This window comes from Stenotrophomonas koreensis, assembly GCF_001431525.1.
Classification (GTDB): Bacteria; Pseudomonadota; Gammaproteobacteria; order Xanthomonadales; family Xanthomonadaceae; genus Stenotrophomonas; species Stenotrophomonas koreensis.
Genome location: NZ_LDJH01000031.1, coordinates 43482 through 62342 on the forward strand (window position 1 = coordinate 43482; position 18861 = coordinate 62342).

Annotated in this window: 17 protein-coding genes and 1 other RNA gene; 4 read left to right on the plus strand and 14 right to left on the minus strand. The window is 68.1% G+C overall.

Features of this window, described 5'->3' with window-relative positions:
* Nucleotides 1–15: 15 nt before the first annotated feature.
* The 10 genes from murC to mraZ are packed head-to-tail and all read right to left on the minus strand — an operon-like array spanning nucleotide 16 to nucleotide 11390.
* Nucleotides 16–1452: a UDP-N-acetylmuramate--L-alanine ligase gene (murC, locus tag ABB25_RS13515; RefSeq protein WP_057667664.1), complete on the minus strand. Its 1437-nt coding sequence runs from the start codon at nucleotides 1450–1452 to the stop codon at nucleotides 16–18.
* A complete protein-coding gene (gene murG / locus ABB25_RS13520) occupies nucleotides 1449–2591 on the minus strand; it encodes an undecaprenyldiphospho-muramoylpentapeptide beta-N-acetylglucosaminyltransferase (RefSeq protein ID WP_057667665.1) in 1143 nt (380 codons plus the stop codon). Before murG ends, murC begins: the two co-directional genes overlap by 4 nt.
* Nucleotides 2588–3916: a putative lipid II flippase FtsW gene (gene ftsW, locus ABB25_RS13525; RefSeq protein ID WP_057667666.1), complete on the minus strand. Its 1329-nt coding sequence runs from the start codon at nucleotides 3914–3916 to the stop codon at nucleotides 2588–2590. The genes murG and ftsW overlap by 4 nt, the downstream gene beginning before the upstream one ends.
* Nucleotides 3916–4998 (minus strand): phospho-N-acetylmuramoyl-pentapeptide-transferase, encoded by a 1083-nt coding sequence (mraY, locus tag ABB25_RS13530; protein WP_057667667.1) that lies wholly within the window; start codon nucleotides 4996–4998, stop codon nucleotides 3916–3918. Before mraY ends, ftsW begins: the two co-directional genes overlap by 1 nt.
* Nucleotides 4988–6382, minus strand: coding sequence for a UDP-N-acetylmuramoyl-tripeptide--D-alanyl-D-alanine ligase (locus ABB25_RS13535; RefSeq protein WP_057667668.1), 1395 nt, complete (start codon nucleotides 6380–6382; stop codon nucleotides 4988–4990). The genes mraY and ABB25_RS13535 overlap by 11 nt, the downstream gene beginning before the upstream one ends.
* Nucleotides 6379–7872 (minus strand): UDP-N-acetylmuramoyl-L-alanyl-D-glutamate--2,6-diaminopimelate ligase, encoded by a 1494-nt coding sequence (locus ABB25_RS13540; RefSeq protein ID WP_057667671.1) that lies wholly within the window; start codon nucleotides 7870–7872, stop codon nucleotides 6379–6381. The genes ABB25_RS13535 and ABB25_RS13540 overlap by 4 nt, the downstream gene beginning before the upstream one ends.
* The gene (locus ABB25_RS13545; protein WP_057667673.1) at nucleotides 7869–9707 is read right to left on the minus strand and encodes a peptidoglycan D,D-transpeptidase FtsI family protein; all 1839 of its coding nucleotides are present in this window, start codon (nucleotides 9705–9707) and stop codon (nucleotides 7869–7871) included. Before ABB25_RS13545 ends, ABB25_RS13540 begins: the two co-directional genes overlap by 4 nt.
* Nucleotides 9704–9967 (minus strand): cell division protein FtsL, encoded by a 264-nt coding sequence (gene ftsL, locus ABB25_RS13550; protein WP_057667674.1) that lies wholly within the window; start codon nucleotides 9965–9967, stop codon nucleotides 9704–9706. Before ftsL ends, ABB25_RS13545 begins: the two co-directional genes overlap by 4 nt.
* Nucleotides 9967–10929 carry a 16S rRNA (cytosine(1402)-N(4))-methyltransferase RsmH gene (rsmH, locus tag ABB25_RS13555; RefSeq protein WP_057667676.1) on the minus strand — a complete coding sequence of 321 codons (963 nt, stop codon included), beginning with the start codon at nucleotides 10927–10929 and terminating at the stop codon, nucleotides 9967–9969. Before rsmH ends, ftsL begins: the two co-directional genes overlap by 1 nt.
* A gap of 14 nt (nucleotides 10930–10943) precedes the next feature.
* Nucleotides 10944–11390 (minus strand): division/cell wall cluster transcriptional repressor MraZ, encoded by a 447-nt coding sequence (gene mraZ / locus ABB25_RS13560; protein WP_057667678.1) that lies wholly within the window; start codon nucleotides 11388–11390, stop codon nucleotides 10944–10946.
* A 326-nt stretch (nucleotides 11391–11716) separates the two neighbouring features.
* On the opposite strand from mraZ, the gene ABB25_RS13565 reads away from it, so the two are divergent.
* A complete protein-coding gene (locus tag ABB25_RS13565) occupies nucleotides 11717–12505 on the plus strand; it encodes an NRDE family protein (RefSeq protein ID WP_057667680.1) in 789 nt (262 codons plus the stop codon).
* A 40-nt stretch (nucleotides 12506–12545) separates the two neighbouring features.
* Here the strand turns inward: ABB25_RS13565 and rnpB are convergent.
* From rnpB to rsmI, 4 genes are all read right to left on the minus strand, one after another.
* Nucleotides 12546–12896: RNase P RNA component class A (gene rnpB / locus ABB25_RS13735), an RNA gene on the minus strand.
* A gap of 49 nt (nucleotides 12897–12945) precedes the next feature.
* Nucleotides 12946–13677, minus strand: coding sequence for a PDZ domain-containing protein (locus ABB25_RS13570; protein WP_152981237.1), 732 nt, complete (start codon nucleotides 13675–13677; stop codon nucleotides 12946–12948).
* A 74-nt stretch (nucleotides 13678–13751) separates the two neighbouring features.
* A complete protein-coding gene (locus tag ABB25_RS13575; protein WP_057667684.1) occupies nucleotides 13752–14489 on the minus strand; it encodes a hypothetical protein in 738 nt (245 codons plus the stop codon).
* Nucleotides 14467–15297: a 16S rRNA (cytidine(1402)-2'-O)-methyltransferase gene (rsmI, locus tag ABB25_RS13580; protein WP_057667686.1), complete on the minus strand. Its 831-nt coding sequence runs from the start codon at nucleotides 15295–15297 to the stop codon at nucleotides 14467–14469. The genes ABB25_RS13575 and rsmI overlap by 23 nt, the downstream gene beginning before the upstream one ends.
* Before the next feature lie 90 nt (nucleotides 15298–15387).
* On the opposite strand from rsmI, the gene ABB25_RS13585 reads away from it, so the two are divergent.
* Genes ABB25_RS13585 through ABB25_RS13595 form a run of 3 tightly spaced genes read left to right on the plus strand, consistent with a single transcriptional unit; the run spans nucleotide 15388 to nucleotide 18848 of the window.
* Nucleotides 15388–17103, plus strand: coding sequence for a penicillin-binding protein activator (locus ABB25_RS13585; protein ID WP_057667688.1), 1716 nt, complete (start codon nucleotides 15388–15390; stop codon nucleotides 17101–17103).
* Nucleotides 17093–17461: a YraN family protein gene (locus ABB25_RS13590; RefSeq protein ID WP_057667690.1), complete on the plus strand. Its 369-nt coding sequence runs from the start codon at nucleotides 17093–17095 to the stop codon at nucleotides 17459–17461. The genes ABB25_RS13585 and ABB25_RS13590 overlap by 11 nt, the downstream gene beginning before the upstream one ends.
* A 7-nt stretch (nucleotides 17462–17468) precedes the next feature.
* Nucleotides 17469–18848 (plus strand): FAD-binding oxidoreductase, encoded by a 1380-nt coding sequence (locus ABB25_RS13595; protein WP_057667744.1) that lies wholly within the window; start codon nucleotides 17469–17471, stop codon nucleotides 18846–18848.
* The last annotated feature ends 13 nt before the right edge of the window (nucleotides 18849–18861 follow it).

Here is an 18861-nt window from a genome sequence, read left to right on the forward strand (position 1 = left end):
GGGACGGGAGGGTGTTCACGCAGTACCGGCCTCGATGAAGCCATCGCTGATGATCTGCTGGGCCATGCCGCCGATATCACCGGCGCCCATCAGCAACAGCAGGTCGCCGTCGTGCAGCACATCGGGCAATACCGAGAGCAGGTCGGCGGCCTGCCCGACCACCACCGGCTCGCTGCGGCCACGGGCGCGGATGGCGCGGGCCAGCGATTTGGCATCGGCGCCGGGAATCGGCGCCTCACCGGCCGGATACACCTCGCACAGCACCAGCGCATCGACATCGGAGAGCACCGCGGCGAAGGCATCGAACTGGTCGCGGGTACGGCTGTAGCGGTGCGGCTGGAAGGCCACCACCAGCCGCTTGTCCGGCCAGCCACCACGGGCGGCGGCAAACACCGCCGCCAGCTCGCGCGGATGGTGACCGTAGTCATCGACCACGCGCACGGTGGCACCACGTCCAGTGGTCACCTCGCCCAGGTCATTGAAGCGGCGGCCCACGCCCTGGAACTTCTCCAGTGCGCTGGCAATGTGCTGCGGGTCCACGCCCAGCTGCCAACCCACGGCAGCGGCGGCCAGCGCATTGAGCACGTTGTGGCGTCCCGGCAGGGCCAGGGTCACCGCGGTGCGGCTGCCTTCGGGCAGGCACAGGGTGAAGTGCATGCGGCCGCCATCCTGGACGATGTCCTCGGCGCGTACGTCGGCCTGGTCAACGGTGCCATAGCTCATCACATGGCGCGGGGTCTGCGCGGCCAGCGCCGCCACTTCCGGGTCATCCAGGCAGAGCACGGCCAGGCCGTAGAACGGCAGGCGCTGCAGGAATTCGGCAAACGCGGCCTGTACCCGCGAAAAATCGTTGCCATAGTTTTCCAGGTGGTCGGCATCGATATTGGTGATGATCGCCACCAGCGGATTCAGGCGCAGGAAGCTGCCATCGCTCTCGTCGGCCTCGGCCACCAGCCACTGGCCCGAACCCAGCTTGGCATTGGCACCGGCCGCCAGCAGCTGGCCACCGATGACGAAGGTCGGGTCCAGCCCGCCTTCGGACAGCACCGCGGCGGTCAGCGAGGTGGTGGTGGTCTTGCCATGGGTGCCGGCCACCGCGATGCCGCGGCGGAAACGCATCAGTTCGGCCAGCATCGCCGCACGCGGCATGATCGGAATGCGCTGGCTGCGCGCCTCCATCAGCTCGGGGTTGTCGGCGCGGATCGCGCTGGACACCACCACGCAGTCGGTGCCCAGCACATTGGCGGCCGAATGCCCGCGCATGATCCGTGCGCCCAGCCGCGCCAGGCGGCGGGTGGCGGCGTTGTCGGCATTGTCCGAACCGGAAACCTCATAGCCCAGGGTCAGCATCACCTCGGCGATACCGCTCATGCCGGTGCCGCCAATGCCGACGAAGTGCACGCGCGGGAAGGCGCGGACCAGGTCCTGGGTATCGTGCAGGCGACGGCTCATGCCTGTACCTGCTTGCCGGAAGCGTTGTTGCCGTTGCCGGTTGTCATCGTGGATTCCTCTAAAATGATGTCTGCGATCCGCGCTGCCGCATCGACACGGGCCAGGCCACGTGCCGCCTGTGCCATCGCCATGCGGCGCGCCGGATCGTCATGCAATTGCTGCAGCGTCTGCTGCAGGGCGGCCGCCAATCCAGCGTCCTGTTTGAGCAGCACCGCCGCGCCGTGTTCGACCAGGTACTGCGCATTGCGGGTCTGGTGGTCATCCACCGCGGCGGCGAACGGCACCAGCACCGCCGGCACCCCGACCGCGCACAGCTCGGCCAGGGTCGAGGCCCCCGCCCGGCACACCACCAGGTCCGCCCAGGCAAATGCCTGAGCCATATCGGCAATGAACGGGCTGACTTCAGCGGCCACATCGGCCTGCTGATACGCCGCCTGCGCTTCGGCAAACAGCTTCTCGCCACTTTGATGGCGGATCTGGAACTGCGCCTGGCCGGCCAGCGCGGCCACCGCCGCCGGCACGGCCTGGTTGAGCACGCGTGCGCCCTGGCTGCCACCCACCACCAGCACCCGCAGCGGGCCGCCACGGCCAGCCAGGCGTTGTTCGGGAGCGGCAATGGCGGCAATTTCAGCCCGCACCGGGTTGCCGACCAGCTCTTCGCCACCGGCAAAACTGCCCGGAAAACCGACCAGCAGGCGGCGGCAGAAACGCGCCAGGATGCGGTTGGTCATGCCCGGGGCACGGTTCTGCTCATGCACGATCAACGGCACCCCGAGCAGACGCCCGGCCAGGCCGCCGGGGCCGGAGGCAAAGCCGCCAAAGGCGACCACCGCGCGCGGGTTGCGTGCACGCAGGGCAAAACCGGCCGCGCGCACCGCCCGCATGATCCGGAACGGTGCACCCAGCAGGGCCAGCTTGCCCTTGCCGCGGATACCGGCAATGGGCAGGGTATCGATGGCGATGCCCTGCGGTGGCACCAGCCGGGTTTCCATCGCCCCGGCCGCGCCCAGCCAGGTCACCGGCACGCCACGCGCACGCAGCTCCCTGGCCACCGCCAGGCCCGGGAAGATATGGCCACCGGTACCGCCGGCCATGATCACCACCGGACGGGCATCGGCCTGGCTGATCGGCGCGCTCATCGCAGTTCTCCAAAGCTGGGTTCAACCCGTGATTGCAGCCGGCTGGTGCCGCGGACGGCATTGCCGCCCTGCATCCGTGCGGCCACCGCGGTCGCACTCAACGGTGCCGGCGTGATCGCCGGCTCGTACTCGTCTGCGGGCACGGCCGGTGCATCGTCCAGCCCGCCGGCCACCCGCCAGGATTGCCGGCGCACGGCCCGCTGGTATTCCCAGGACACCCGCAGCAGCAGGCCCACCGCCACGCAGGTCATCATCACGCTGGAACCACCGGAGGAAATCAGCGGCAGGGTCAGGCCCTTGGTCGGCAACATGCCCAGGTTGACCCCGATCGAAATGAACGCCTGCATCGCCAGCCACAGCGCCACGCCGTAGGCGACATAGCCGGAGAAGTGGCGGCGCTGGTCCACGCACTGCATGCCCAGCCACAGCGCGCGGCCGATCAGCAGCGCCAGCAGCGCGATCACCACGCACACGCCGAGGAAGCCGGTTTCCTCGGCCAGCACCGAGAAGATGAAATCGGTATGTGCCTCGGGCAGGTAGTTGAGCTTCTGGATCGAAGCCCCCAGCCCCACCCCGGTCCACTCGCCGCGGCCGATGGCCATCAGCGCATTGGTCAGCTGGTAACCCGAACCGAGCTGGTCGGCCCACGGGTCCATGAACGAGGTCACCCGGCGCATGCGGTACGGCTCCAGGATCACCAGCGCGGCCAACGGCGGCAGCAGCAGCAGGATCGGCAGCAGCATGCGCTTGATCTGCGCCCCGCCCAGCACCAGCATGCCGGCGGTAATGCCCAGCAGCAGCATCGAGGAACCAAAGTCCGGTTGCATCAACAGGATGGCGACCAGGGCAATCACCACCCCCACCGGCTTGATCATCGCCAGCCAGGTGGCATTGACCTCATCGGCAAAGCGCACCAGGTAGCTGCCCAGCCAGACGATGTAGAGCACCTTCACCGCCTCCACCATCTGGAAGCTGCCCAGCCCGGGCAGGCGCACCCAGCGCCGCGCACCGTTAACGCTGTGGCCCAGACCGGGCACCATGACCAGCAACAACAGTACAAAGCAGCCGATCAGCAGCCACTTGTTGAATTCCTCGACCTTGCGCAACTCGACCTTCATCGCCGCAATGGCCATGCCGACGCCCAGGACCAGGTGCACCAGGTGGCGCTTGAGGTAATAGGTCGGGTCACCGGCCAGGGCCACCGAGGCACTGGCCACCATGATCACGCCGATGGCCGCCAGTGCCAGCGCAGCACCGAGCAGCCAGCGGTCATACGTGCCGCCGATGGCCTCCATCCGGGTTGCCTGGGACGACAGTTCGCTCATCAGCGCACCTTCAGCGTGGCCAGGCCGATCAGCACCAGCACCACCGAGATGATCCAGAAGCGCACGATCACCCGCGGCTCCGGCCAGCCCTTCAGCTCGAAGTGGTGGTGGATCGGTGCCATCCGGAACACGCGCTTGCCGGTCAGCTTGAAGCTGGCCACCTGGATCATCACCGACAGCGTCTCGATCACGAAGATGCCGCCCATCACCACCAGCACCAGCTCCTGGCGCACGATCACCGCCATCGTGCCGAGCACCGCGCCCAGCGCCAGCGCACCGACATCGCCCATGAACACCATTGCCGGGTAAGTGTTGAACCACAGAAAGCCCAGCCCTGCACCGGCAATGGCCGCGCTGATGATCACCAGCTCACCGGAACCGGGAATGGAGGGAATCTGCAGGTAGCGGGCAAACTCGGCATGGCCGGAGGCATAGGCAAACACGCCCAGCGCGCAGGCCACCATCACCGTGGGCATGATCGCCAGCCCGTCCAGGCCGTCGGTCAGGTTGACCGCATTGGAGAAGCCGACGATCCAGAAATAGGCAATGGCGATGAAGCTCAGCCCGGCCAGCGGCAGCGCGATGGACTTGAACATCGGGATGTAGAAGGTCAGCGCGGCCGGCACATCGGCGGTCAGATACAGAAACACCGCCGCGGCCAGGCCGAAGATGGACTGCAGCAGGTACTTGTAGCGGGACTTCAGGCCGTTGGGGTCACGCTTGGCGATCTTGATCCAGTCGTCGTACCAGCCGATCGCGCCAAAGCACAGCATCACCACCAGCACCACCCAGACATAGCGGTTGCGCAGGTCGCCCCAGAGCAGGGTCGAGATGGTGATCGCCAGCAGGATCAGGCCCCCGCCCATGGTCGGGGTGCCAGCCTTGGAAAAGTGGCTCTTCGGGCCATCGGTACGGATCGGCTGGCCCTTGAGCTGGGCCAGGCGGGCGATCGCCCACGGCCCCAGCCACAGGCTCAACCCCAGCGCGGTCAGCGCCGCCAGGATGCCGCGCAAGGTGATGTAGTTGAACAACCGGAACAGCTCATCGAGCTGCTGCAGCCAACGGGCCAACTCAAGCAACATGATTATTTCCCTCGTCGCGCGCCAGCAGCGCGCTCACAATCTTGTCCATGGCACTGCCACGCGAGCCCTTGACCAGGCAGCGCGCAGCAGCGGGAAGTTCGGCGGCCAGCGCCGCGGCCAGTTCGGCATGGCTGGCGAAGTGCCGCCCGCCCTCGCCAAAGGCAGTAGAGGCAGCATCGGCCAGTTCGCCCAGGGTCCACAGCCGGGCCAGGCCGGCGCTGCGCGCCTGCTCGCCGGCGGCGGCATGCAGTGCGCGCGCCTGCGGGCCGAGCTCGCGCATGTCGCCCAGCACCAGCCAGCCGGGCTGGCCACTGGCGGCCAGGCTGGCAATGGCTGCGGCCAGCGAACCGGGGTTGGCGTTGTAGCTGTCATCGACCAGCACCGCACCGTTGGCCAGGGTGTGCGCCACCTGGCGCCCGGCCACCGGCCGGGCCTGGCCCAGGCCTTCGGCGACCTGGGCCAGCGGCACCCCGGCGGCCAGCGCCAGGCTGGCCGCGGCCAGTGCATTGGCCACGTTGTGGCGGCCCGGCAGGGCCAGCTGCACCTGCGCCTGCCCGGCCGGGGTGACCAGCACGAAGTGGCTGCCGGCGGCATCGGTCTGGATGGCGCGTGCAGTGACCTCGGCCGGCAGGTCCAGGCCAAAACGCAGCACCCTGCAGCGGGCCGGGATGCCGACACAGTGCTGTTCAAACCACGGGGCAAATGCCTCGTCGGCATTGATCACCGCCACCCCGTCGGCCGGCAGCGCACGGTAGATCGCGCCCTTGGTGTCGGCCACGCCGAGCAGGCTGCCCATCCGCTCCAGGTGGGCGGCGGCGATGTTGTTGACCAGCGCATAGCGCGGCGGCGCGATCACGGTCAGGTATTCAATGTCACCGGGCTTGCCGGCGCCCATCTCGTAGATGGCCCAGTCCGCGTCCTCTGGCGCGTCGATCACTGCCAGCGGCAGGCCGATCTCGTTGTTGCGGTTGCCCGGCGTCGCGTAGACCTGCCTGCCCTGCACCTGCGCGGCATGGCCCAGGATTGCGCTGAGCAGGGTCTTGACCGAGGTCTTGCCGTTGGAGCCGGTGATGGCGAACACTTCGGTGCGGCGGTCGGCCTGGATGGCCGCGGCAATCCGCGCCAGGGCCTGCTCGCTGTTGTCCACCAGCAGCTGCGGCAGCTCGATCGGCAGCAGCCGCTCGACCAGCAGCGCGGCGGCACCGGCCGCCTGCGCGGCAGCGGCAAATTCATGCCCGTCAAAGCGCTCGCCACGCAGGGCCAGGTACAGGCTACCCGGCACGATCGCACGGCTGTCATTGGACAGGCCATCGATGGCCACGTCCTCCCCGTGCAGGCTGCCACCGGCCCAGTGGGCAAGCATCGACAGCGGCGTACGCCTCATGGCCGCTCTCCGTGGTGGGTGGAAAAATGCAGGTCCAGGCACTGCTGTGCGACCTGGCTGTCATCAAAGGGATGCTTGACCCCGTTGATTTCCTGATACGGCTCGTGGCCCTTGCCGGCGATCAACACCACATCGCCGGCGCTGGCCGTGGCAATCGCGCTGTCGATGGCCAGCGCGCGGTCGCGCTGCACGGCCACCGTTTCCGGGCGGGCAAAGCCAGCCAGGATGTCGGCCACGATGGCATCGCCGTCCTCGCTGCGCGGGTTGTCATCGGTGACGATGACCCGGTCGGCATGTGCCTCGGCGATGGCGGCCATCTGCGGGCGCTTGCCGGCATCGCGGTCACCGCCACAGCCGAACACGCAGGCCAGCAGGCCGTCGACGTGGTCTTCCAGGCTGCTCAGTGCCTGCAGCAGGGCATCGGGGGTATGGGCGTAATCGACCACCACGGTCGGCTGACCGGCCTGGCCACCGAGCTTGTTCATGCGCCCGCTGATCGGTCGCAGCTGGCCGAGCAGGCTGGCGATGACGGCCAGTGGCTGGCCCTGGGCCAGCAGCACCCCAGCCACGGCGAGCAGGTTGTCGACGTTGAAACGGCCCAGCAGCGGCGAGTCCACCGCGGCCTGCTGGCCATCGGCACGCAGCTGGAAATGCAGCCCGGCACTGTCCATGACGATGTCGGCAGCCTGCAGGCGCGCGCTGGCGGCGCCACGCGAGGACACCCCGACCACGGCCACTGCCGGGTCGAGCAGCGCCAGCAGCGTCGGTGCGTAGGCATCGTCCAGGTTGATCACCGCCGCCTTCAGGCCGGGGCGCTGGAACAGCCGCGCCTTGGCCGCACCGTAGGCGTCCATGCTGCCGTGGTAGTCCAGGTGGTCACGGGTGAGGTTGGTGAACACCGCAATGTCGTAATGCACCGCATCCACCCGGCCCTGGTCCAGCGCATGCGAGCTGACTTCCATCGCGGTGGCGCTGGCGCCGGCATCGCGCAGCTGCGCCAGCACCTGGTGCATCTGCAACACCAGCGGCGTGGTGAACCCGGTCGGCACCACCTGGCCGTACAGGCCAACACCCAGGGTGCCGATCGAACCGGAAGTGATGCCCAGCCGCTGCCAGGCCTGGCCCAGCAACTGCACGGTGGAGGTCTTGCCGTTGGTGCCGGTGACCCCGACCATCGTCATGCTGCGCGAGGGCTGGCCGTGGAACTGGTCAGCCAGCGCGCCCATGCGCGCGCGCAGGCCAGGCACGGCAATCGCATCGGCCGGCACCGCGATGCCTTCCGGCGCGGGGTGGTCATACAGGATGGCCACCGCGCCGTTGGCACGGGCCTGCTGGACAAAATTCAGCCCGTGCGCGCCGAAACCTGCCACGCAGACAAAGGCATCCCCGGGGCGCACGTCGCGGCTGTCCAGTACCAGGCCAGACACGGCAATATCGCCAACGTCGGCGATATCGGGCAGCAGCCGGGCCAGCGCCAGTGTGCGGCTCATGGGATCGCCCCTTCGGGCAAGGCCTGCGGCAGCACCGCATCCAGCTCGGCCCCGGCATCGGGCACCAGGGCCGGATCCGGCGCCGCCGGCAGCACGCTGGCGCTATGGCCGAGCTTGCCGTCGGCCTGGGCGGCCAGCCAGGCATCGATATTGTCGGGGGGAACATCCATCAGCCGCAGCGCGCCTTCCATCACATGGTGGAATACCGGCGCGGCCACCAGGCCGCCGTAATACGAGCTGCCCTGGGGATCATTGATGACAATCACAGTCGCGAATCGAGGGTTGGATGCCGGCACCAGGCCGGCAAACAGGGAATTGTAACGGCCGCGCACATAGCCGCCCGGACCGGCTTTACGTGCCGTTCCGGTTTTACCGGCCACGTGGTAGCCGAGGATGCCGGCCTGCTTGGCACCGCCGTTGGTAACCACGGTCTGCATCATCTGCACCACCTGGTTGGCAACCTCACGGTCCACCACCTGGCGCACGTTGCGTTCGGCAGCGCTCTGGCCACGGATGAAGGTTGGCGACACCAGCTGGCCACCATTGCCCAGCGTGGCAAAGGCCTGCGCCATCTGCAGCGGGGTCACGTTAAGGCCATAGCCGTAGGACATGGTGGTCTTGGTGCTGCCATACCAGTTCGGGGTGCCCGGCACCGGCACCACCCCGGCCGACTCGCCCGGAAAACCACTGCCCGGCAGCTGGCCATAGCCGAACTGGCGCACGCTGTCATAGAAAACCCGGTCCGGCATCTGGGCGGCGATCTTGGCCGAACCGATGTTGGACGAACGGGTGATCACCCCGGTGGTGGTCAGCACACCGTTGTTGCGCGGCACGTCACGGATGGTGTAACGCCCCACCGCCATGTAGCCGGGGTTGGTATCAAAGACCGTCTCGGGCGTGACCACACCGGCCTGCAGCGCCGCGGCCACGGTCAACGGCTTCATCGTCGAGCCGGGTTCGACCAGATCGGTGACGGCGCGGTTGCGCCGGGCATCCGGGCTGGCACTGCCCACCGCGTTGGGGTTGTAGGTGGGCAGGTTGGCCATCGCCAGCACCTCGCCGGTGGCCACGTCCATCACCACCACCGAGCCACCGGCGGCCTTGTTCTGGGTCACCGCATTGCGCAGCTCGCGCATGGCCAGGAACTGGATGCGGCGGTCGATGCTCAGGGTCAGGTCACGCCCCGGTTCAGCCGCACGCACCAGGTCGATGCTCTCGACAATCGCGCCCTTGCGGTCGCGGATGACCTTCTTGGCACCGGGCTTGCCGCTGAGCCATTCATCAAAGGCCAGCTCCAGACCTTCCTGGCCCTGGTCATCGATATTGGTAAAGCCCAGCACATGCGCCAGCGCCTCGCCCTGCGGGTAATACCGCCGGAACTCGCGCTGGGAGAACACGCCGGGGATCTTCAGGTCCAGCACGCGCTGCGCCTGGTCCGGGTTGATCCGGCGGCGCACGTACATGAACTCCTTGTCCGCCTTCTGCGCCAGGCGCTGGGTCAGCTCCTCGTGAGAAAGCGCCAGGGCCTGGGCCAGTTCGCCGATCCGCTCCGGATGCAGCAGCAGCTCTTTCGGGTTGACCCAGATCGAGGCCACCGGGGTGGACACGGCCACCGGCTCGCCGTTGCGGTCGGTGATCATCCCGCGCGAGGTCGGAATCGGCACCTCACGCAGGAAACGCGCCTCGCCCTGGCGCTGGTAGAAGGCGTTGTTGACCAGCTGGACATAGGCCGCGCGGGCCACCAGGCTGACCGCACACAGGCCCAGAACCGAACCAACCAGCAGCAGTCGCCCGCGCTGGTTGAAGACCCGTCCCTTGTGCTTGCGTCCGCTCATTGGCGCACCACCACGATGTCGGCCGCCTCGGGAAATTTCATCCCGAGCCGGGTGCGAGCCAAGTGGTCCACGCGCCCGGCCTGGGTCAACGTGGCCTGTTCCAGCTGCAGGCGGCCAAACTCGATGTTCAGCTCATCGCGCTGCTGCTCCAGCCGCGACAACTCGACAAACAACTGGCGATGCTGGTGCCGCTTGTGCACCACGGCCACCGCCGAAGCGATGGTGGCAACCAGCAGGATCACCAGCAGCAGGCGGGCCATCAGCGTACCCCCACCTTTTGTGCCACGCGCAGCACGGCGCTGCGCGAACGCGGATTGGCAGCCAACTCGGCCTCGTCGGCCTTGATCGCACCGCCAATCAATTCCAGGGTCGGCACGAAACCGGACTCCACCGGCATCCGGCGGTTGCCCGGCGGTGCCTTGGCCAGCTTGTTGAAGTACTGCTTGACGATGCGGTCTTCCAGCGAATGGAAGCTGATCACCGCCAGCCGGCCACCGGGCTTGAGCCGGGCCACGGCTGCTTCCAGCCCGGCTTCCAGATCGGCCAGCTCGCGGTTGATGTGGATGCGGATGGCCTGGAAGCTGCGCGTGGCCGGGTTGGACTTGTCCTTGCCGCGCGGCACCACCTGGTTGATCAGCTCGGCCAGCTGCGCGGTGCGGGTCAGCGGGGTCTTCTCGCGCTGGGCCACGATCGCACGGGCGATCTTGCGGCTGGCACGCTCCTCACCGTAGTGCCACAGCACGTCGGCAATTTCAGCATCGCTGGCGGTGGCCAGCCACTGCGCGGCACTGACGCCGGACTCCGGGTCCATGCGCATGTCCAGCGGGCCATCCTTGCCGAAGGAGAAGCCGCGCTCGGCCACGTCCAGCTGCGGCGAGGACACCCCCAGGTCGAACAGCACGCCATCCAGCCCGCCGGCCGTTTCCGGCCAGGCCAGCAGGTCGGCGAAGGAGCCGCGGAAGATCGCCACGCGCGGGTCGGGAGCGAAATCGCGCTCGGCAACCGCAATCGCCTCCGGATCCTTGTCCATGACCAACAGCCGACCCTGCGGCCCGAGCAGGCGCAGCACGCCCCCGGCATGCCCGCCACGCCCGAACGTGCCGTCCAGGTAAGTTCCATTTTCGATCACCCTCAGGCCGTCAAGGACCTGGGCGTAGAGCACCGGCAGATGTTGTGCCGGCGGCTGCGCCGAAGGGTGACCGGTGTGCGGTTGCTCACGCATCCCGGCCCCCTGGCTCACAGTCTCAGGTCGAGCAGGTCATCGCCCAGATCGCTGTCATCCAGCGTCTGTGCGATCAGCGCGCGATGCGCCTGCTCGCTCCACAGTTCAAATTTGTCGCCCATTCCCATCAGCACCGCTTTCTTTTCGATGCCCACCGCACTGCGGTGGCTGGGGGGCAGCGTGATACGACCATTGCCGTCCAGCTCCAGGTGCGCCGCCGAACCCACCAGCTTCTGCTGCAGGGTGCGTACGGTCTTGCTCATGTTCGGGCGGGCCAGCAGATCGTCACGCACCTTCTCCCACGCTGCGGGCCGGTACAGCCACAGGCAACCGTGCTCGAACGGGTTGTAGGTCAGCACCAGGCGGTTGCCACAGGCTGACGACACCAGGTCGCGCTGCGCGGTCGGAACCGTCATGCGCCCCTTGTCGTCAACAGTGATGGCCGTCTCACCCTGGAACACGATCGCTGTACCCACCCATGTTTTTTTCAGTGAATTATTGAACCACGAAAACCCACAAAAAACCCGAAATTCCCGCTTGAGCCCACCTTAGCAGCGCCGCCCCCCTTGTCAACAACTTTTCCCAGGGAAAATCACTTTCCCGATCAATGATTTGCAACAATCTTTAGAGACTTGTTCAAAGCTTATCCACAAGTCGCTGTTTCGCCTGAGCTTTCTAAATTTCACAGGTGTTCAGCACCATGCAGACGGGGTGAAGGAAGCCGCCGCAGCCAACGCCCGCCCAGCCAGCGCTGGCCGGCTACTGCGCAAACCGCCACACTTTGCCGATGTGTGTTCTTGCATTGGCCTGGCAGGCCCATCCGCGCTGGCGGCTGTTGCTGATCGGCAACCGCGATGAGTTCCATGACCGCCCCACGGCCGCCTCGGCGCCGTGGGCCGACGCGCCGTTGCTGGGCGGGCGCGACCTGCGCGCCGGCGGCAGCTGGCTGGCCACCGATGGCCGCGGGCGGCTGGCCGTACTGACCAATGTCCGCGACCCGCAGGCACGCCAGGACGGCCCGTCGCGCGGCGCGCTGGTGGCCGCCTACCTGCAGGCCGGGGCCAGCGCGGACGAGCATGCCGCTGCGCTGGCCAGCCAGGCCCACCAGTACCCACCCTTCAACCTGCTGCTGGCCGATGCCGGCGATTGCCGCTATCTGGGCAACCACCCGCCGCAGCGGCAGGCACTGGCCAGCGGCATCCACGCACTGTCCAACGCCCGGCTCAACAGCCGCTGGCCCAAGAGCGAGCACCTGCGCCTTGCCCTGCAGCAGTGGCTGCAGCAGGGACAGGACAGCCTGGACACGCTGTGGCAGGCGCTGGCCGATGAGCGACAGCCCGACGATGCACAGCTGCCTGACACCGGCGTGGGCATGCCGCGTGAGCGCAGCCTGGCCCCGGTATTCCTCCGCGGACGCGACTACGGCACCCGTGCCAGCACCATCGTGGGCATCGACCAGAGCGGTGCCGGCTTCCTGATCGAACGCCGGTTTGCCGCCGATGGCGTGCCCGCCGGTCAGGACCACTGGCTCTTCGATGGCCAGGGCCAGTTTGTCGCCACCAGCGTCGCAGGATGAAAAAACGCCCTGTCGTGACGACAGGGCGCTGTGGGTCAGGAGGCGGAGCCGGCCGATAAGCCGGGTTCTGTCGTGGACAGTCATTCCTCTAGGCGGCACGTCACCGTGCCGCTCAAGCAACCTACCCGGATCCAGCGCGGGCCACGCCAATGGATCCCTATTTGGTCTTGCTCCAGGTGGGGTTTGCCGTGCCGGTCTGTTGCCAGACTCGCGGTGCGCTCTTACCGCACCATTTCACCCTTGCCGGCTCCTCGAAAGGAACGTAGGCGGTATCTTTCTGTTGCACTTTCCGTCGGCTTGCGCCGCCCAGGCGTTACCTGGCACCTTGCCCTGTGGAGCCCGGACTTTCCTCGGCACCCGCAAGGGGTGACGCGACTGTCTGGCCGACTCCGCCAGCGCGCATTGTCGCATGTCGCATGCCAGCGTGCCTGTCCGCTGCCTCAATCCGCCGCTTGTGACAACTGCGCCCATGTCACCGGAACCATCATGGCTTCATGTTGCTGCGTGCCAGCGGATGAATGCCGCTTCCAGATCACCCTCAATGCCTTGCCCGGTATGGCCCTGGCCAGCTGGACATGAAAACCGCTGATACTGGCCACACGGACACCATCAATGGACAACAACTGATCCAACGGCTTGAGCCCAGCCTGCTGTGCCGGCCCTTGCGGATGCAGGCTGTCCACCTGGGGCACCCCGAAGGGCATGAAGACAATGCCCAGCACCAACCGCCGAGGGTTGTCCATCCAGGCATCATCCAGACGCTGCAGTGCCACCTCTTCCAGCAATTCCGCCAGTACATGGGCATCACTGCGATCAAGCGTCGACCACAACGCCATCTCGTACTCACAATGAGCCACCGATAATGGCACGGTGGTTTCCGGATCCAGCCCCGGCAGCGATTGGCTACGGCGATCAGGCTCAAGCAACTGCTGAACGGCGCGCTCCCACGCGGCGGCCTGCTGCGGATGGCGTTGCAGACACGACACATGGACCCATGCCGCACGGTGAGCGAACCTGGTCAGTGGATCGGCATCGGCGAATTTGGCCGACAGATCGACAACAGGCTCTTCGGCTGACCGTGCCAGCGACAAGGGCGACAGGGTCAGGCCCAGCATCAATGACAGCTGGATACCGCGTGCCAGCAACGGGCCGATCAGATTCCGCATCGACATATCAACTTCCTTGTGAGCCAGATCGCGTGTGATCACACACAGTCTGCACAAACGCGGCAGCCACTACCGTGCACTCAGTCGCGCTGCCGGCAGCGCACGCCATCACGCTGGATCTTCCAGACCCGCGCCGGGTGCACGATAGCCACCTGCTGCCAGTCGACAAAGGCACCATCAGCCAGCAACTGGGCATACAGCTGATCAAGCACTCCCTGCCAGCGCTGCTGCTCGGCGTCATCGCCCGGGCCGGCACACGGCAATGCCGGCAGTGGCCAGTTGTCATGCAGCAGCAGCACATTCCGCGGTTGGCGGGCAAAGCCTTCGCGGCCGATCACATCGCGCTTCTTGGCCACCGCCCAGCGCATCACCGCCAGCCACAGTGCGACAGGGTCCTCGCCATTGAATCCGGGACGCCCGCCCTTGGCCGCAAGCAGGCGCTGCAGCAGCGGGTTGGACCAGTCCCAGTCATGCTCACCGGGCGCCAGCACCGGCCGCAGCCAGCCGGAATTGATGTCGCGCAGCTGCGTCTGCAGGCGCTTGAGCTCTTCGGGCACCACTTCCATGCACTCCACCCCGACCGCCAGGCCCGGGGCGGAGAGCAGGAAATCCGGGCGCTCGCTGCTGTGCACGCGCAACGGGTAGCGCAGCTGGTCGGCAAAGGCGGTCAGCCACACCGCGATCAGCCAGCGCTCGCGTGACTTCTTGTCCAGCAGCGCCGCCTGCCCGGCAGGCAGGCCTTCCAGCCCGAGCTGGGCCTGCAACGCGGTGGGAGTATCGGCGCGCCAGCTCAGCTCAGTGGTGATCGGCTTGCCCATACAACGCCTTGCGCGGCGCACCGCTCAGTTCAGCGGCCAGCTTGGCCGCGGTGGAGGGCGGCAGGTGTTCGTTGAGCCGGGCGTACAGGCGGCGGCCTTCGGCAATCTGCGCCGCCTCGTCATCACCAGCCCCCTGCACCATCACCACGAATTCGCCGCGGCGCTGGTTCGGATCGGCCTGGATCTGGGCCAGCAGGCTGGCCAGGTCGCCATCGAGCACGGTCTCGAACAGTTTGGTCAGCTCGCGCGCCAGCACGGCCGGGCGGTCACCGCCGAAGATGGCCAGCATGTCGGCCAGCGACTCCTCGATCCGGTGCGAGGACTCATAGAACACCAGCGTCGCAGTGGCACTGGCCAGGCGCGACAGACGCTCACGACGGGCGCTGGCCTTGGCCGGCAGGAAGCCTTCAAAGGCGAAGCGGTCACTCGGCAGCCCGGCCACACTGAGCGCAGCGATGGCGGCGCAGGCGCCGGGAATCGGGCTGACCTTTACTCCGGCCGCACGCGCCGCACGCACCAGCTTGAAGCCCGGGTCCGAGACCAGCGGGGTGCCGGCATCGGAGACCAGCGCCAGTGACTCGCCGGCCAGCAGCCGGGCCACGACCTTGTCGGCGATCGCCTCCTCGTTGTGGTCATGCAGGGCGATCAACGGCTTGTCGATGCCGTAGTGGGCCAGCAGCGGGCGGGTGTGGCGGGTGTCTTCGGCACACACCGCAGCAACCTCGCGCAGCGTCTGCAGTGCGCGGGCAGAGATATCGGCAAGGTTGCCGATCGGGGTGGCGATCACATACAGCGTAGCGGTGGACATCTTCTTGGGACGGCTTTGTCATGGTCAGGGTTAGAATCCTACCGCTTCCTTGCACCCACCCTGGCGCGCATGCGCACAATGGACCCTGAGATGAAAAACGCCTCCTTGCGCTTGTCCGCCCTGTCGCTCAGCCTGGCCCTGCTGACCAGCTGCGCCACCACCACGGTGACCCCGACCGCCAGCCCGGCACATCAGGCGGCGCTGGCGCAGCTTGAGGGTGGGCAACCGCGCGAGGCCGCACTGGCGCTGGAAACCCAGGCCGGCAGCCTGCGTGGCGCTGCACGCAGCCAGGCCCTGGCCGATGCGGCCTGGGGCTGGCACCTGGCCGGTGATGGCGCCCGCGCACAATCCCTGCTCGGCCAGCTCAACAGCCGTCACCTGAGTGGCGCCAGCAGCCAGCGTTACCAGCTGCTGCAGGCCATCCAGGCAGTGGCTGCCAACCAGCCGGCACAGGCACTGACCCTGCTCGGCAGCACCGCCGCCGTGCATGCCCCGCTGCAGGCGTCCTGGCTGCTGACCACCGCGGCCGCACACCAGGCGCAAGGCGACCTGTTCGCCGCAGCGGCGGCATTGAGCCGTGCGTTGCCGGTGCTGGACGGGGCGCAACGCACCCAGGCGCAGGCAGATCTCCAGCGCCTGCTGGCACGGGTGGATGACACCAGCCTGCGCGAGCGCAGCGCGGCGCTGGCCGTTGGCGATCCCTTCTACAACCAGGCCGGGCGTGCCTTGATCGCCCGCGGCCTGACCCTGCCACGGCCATTGCAGCTGGATCCGGCCAGCCTGCCGGACTTCAGCAAGCGCGCCGCCGCCGAGCGCGACGGTTACCGTCCGCCGGGGCGGATTGCGGTACTGCTGCCATTGAGCGGCCAGCTCGCCACCGCTGCCGGCCCGGTACGTGACGGCCTGCTCGCCGGTTATTACGCCGAACACCGGCAGCGTCCGGAGCTGCAGTTCATCGACACCGCCGGTACCGCTGCCGGCGCACTGGCCGCGTATGACCGGGCGGTGGCCGCCGGCGCCGATTATGTGATCGGCCCGCTCGGCCGCGACGAGGTCGATGCGCTGTTCGCACGCAGCCCGCTGCCCGTCCCCGTGCAGGCCCTGAACCACGGCAGGACGCTGCCGCCCCAGGGCCACCTGGCCTTCTCGCTGGCCCCGGAAGATGACGGGGTGATGGCCGCCGAGTTCCTGCTCGCCCGCGAGCGCAGCAAGGCGCTGGTGATCCACAGCAATGATGACAACGGCCGCCGTGCCGCCGCCGCGTTCAACACCCAATTCAGCCAACGTGGCGGGCAGGTGCTGGCCAGCGTGGCGGTCAGCGACACCCCGGCCGACATCAGCAGCCAGCTGCAGCTGCCGGCCGAGGCGGTGTTCCTGGCCGTGCGCGGCCCGCAGGCAAGGGCACTGGCGCCACAGCTGGCGCTGGCCGGGCTGGCCGGCGCAACCCGGGTCGGCAGCTCGCAGCTGACCCTGGGCACCGGCAAGCCGGAAGAAGACCAGGTGCTCGATGGCATCGCCTTCCCGGACGAGCGCTGGAGCAGCCAGCGCGTGGACGGGCTGCCGGCGGCCAACGAACTGGCCGGCCGCCTGCCGACCGCACGCGGCGCCGCGGCACGCCTGTTCGCCTTCGGCCACGATGCCTGGAAGATCAGCGCCTACCTGCCGCGCCTGGCCACCAGTACCGACCAAGGGCTGCCGGCGGCGACCGGCCTGCTTTATCTGGATGGCAGCGGCCAGGTGCTGCGCCGCCCGGTCTGGTCTACTTTCAGCGGCGGGCATGCCCAGCCGATCGTGGATGGCCGCTGAGCACCTGCAACGCGGGGCCGCTGCCGAGACGGCAGCACTGGCCCTGCTGCAGCGCGCCGGGCTGCAGCTGCTGGCGCGCAACGCCCGCAGCCGCTTCGGCGAGCTGGACCTGGTGATGCGTGACGGCGATACGCTGGTGTTTGTCGAGGTCCGCCAGCGCAGCGGCGCCGGCTTTGGCGGTGCGCTGGCCTCGCTTGACGCCCGCAAGTGCCGCCAGGTGATCCGCGCCGCCCGGGGCTGGCTGGCCGCGCACCCGGCCTGGGCGCAGGCAACCTGCCGTTTTGACGTGGTGCTGGCCCAGGCCGGAGCGGCGCCCCTGCACTGGCTGCGTGATGCCTTCCGCGCCGATGACTACTGACATGCGCATGAGCGAACTCCCTGCCGATTTTGTCCAGCAGCTGCACACTCTCCTCGGCGCTGACCTGCACCGCGACAGCGCCAGCCTGCAGGCGCAGGCCGGTGACAACTCCTGGCGTGAGCAACGGCCGGCACTGGTGGCCTGCCCGCGCAACCTGGAGCAGGTGCAGGCGGTCGTGCGTCTGTGCCATGCCTGGCGCGTGCCGCTGGTGGCGCGCGGTGCCGGTACCGGCACCACCGGTGCGGCCGTGCCCACCCCGGGTAGCGTGGCATTGGTAATGACCCGGATGGACCGGATCCTGGCAATCAACCCGGCCGACCGCTGCGCGGTGGTGCAGCCCGGCGTGCTCAACGGCAGCCTGCAGCAGGCGCTGCGCCCGCACGGGCTGTTCTGGGCACCGGATCCGTCCAGCTTCGAAAGCTGCAGCATCGGCGGCAACCTGGCCACCAATGCCGGCGGGCCGCGTGCGGTCAGGTATGGCACCAGCCGCGACAACGTACTCGGGCTGAAGGCGGTCGATGGCCGTGGTGAGCTGATCGTCTGCGGCGGACCATGGACCAAGGACGCCACCGGCTATGACCTGACCCACCTGCTGGTCGGCAGCGAGGGCACGCTGGCGGTGATCGTCGAGGCCACCCTGAAACTGCACCCGTTGCCCGCCGCCCGCGCCGGGCTGCGCGCTTTCTACCGCGATGCCGAAGCGGCCGCGGCAGCGGTGGCGCGGATCATGGCCCAGCCGGTGGTGCCGACGGTATGCGAGTTCCTGGATGCGCGCAGCCTGCAGCTGCTGCGCGGCAATGGCGCCACGGTGCCCGAGGCCGGCGCGATGCTGCTGCTGGACGTGGAAGGCGATGAAGACAGCCTGCCGACCCTGCTCGGCACAGTGGGCAGCGCCTGCGAGGGCGAGGGCCTGCTGGAGATGGACGTGGCCACCGACGGCGTGGCCCGCGAACGGCTGTGGGCGGCCCGGCGCGCGCTGTCCCCGGCGCTGAAGACGATTGCCCCGGGCAAGATCAACGAGGACGTGGTGGTACCGGTGTCGCAGATGCCGGCACTGGTGGCCGGGGTGCAGGCGCTGTCGGCGCGCTTCGCGCTGCCTATCGTCACCTTCGGCCACGCCGGCAACGGCAACCTGCACGTCAACATCCTCTACCACCCCGACGATGCCGGGCAGAACACCCGCGCCCAGGCCGCCCTGCCGGAAGTGTTCGCGCTGGTGCTGGCGCTGGGCGGCACGCTCTCCGGCGAGCATGGCATCGGCCTGGCCAAGCGCGATTTCATGCCGGCGGCGTTCAACCCGGCAACCCTGGCGCTGATGCGGGCGATCAAGCACGCCTTCGACCCGGCCGGCATCCTCAACCCGGGCAAGCTGCTGCCACCGGGCTGAGCACATCCCACCC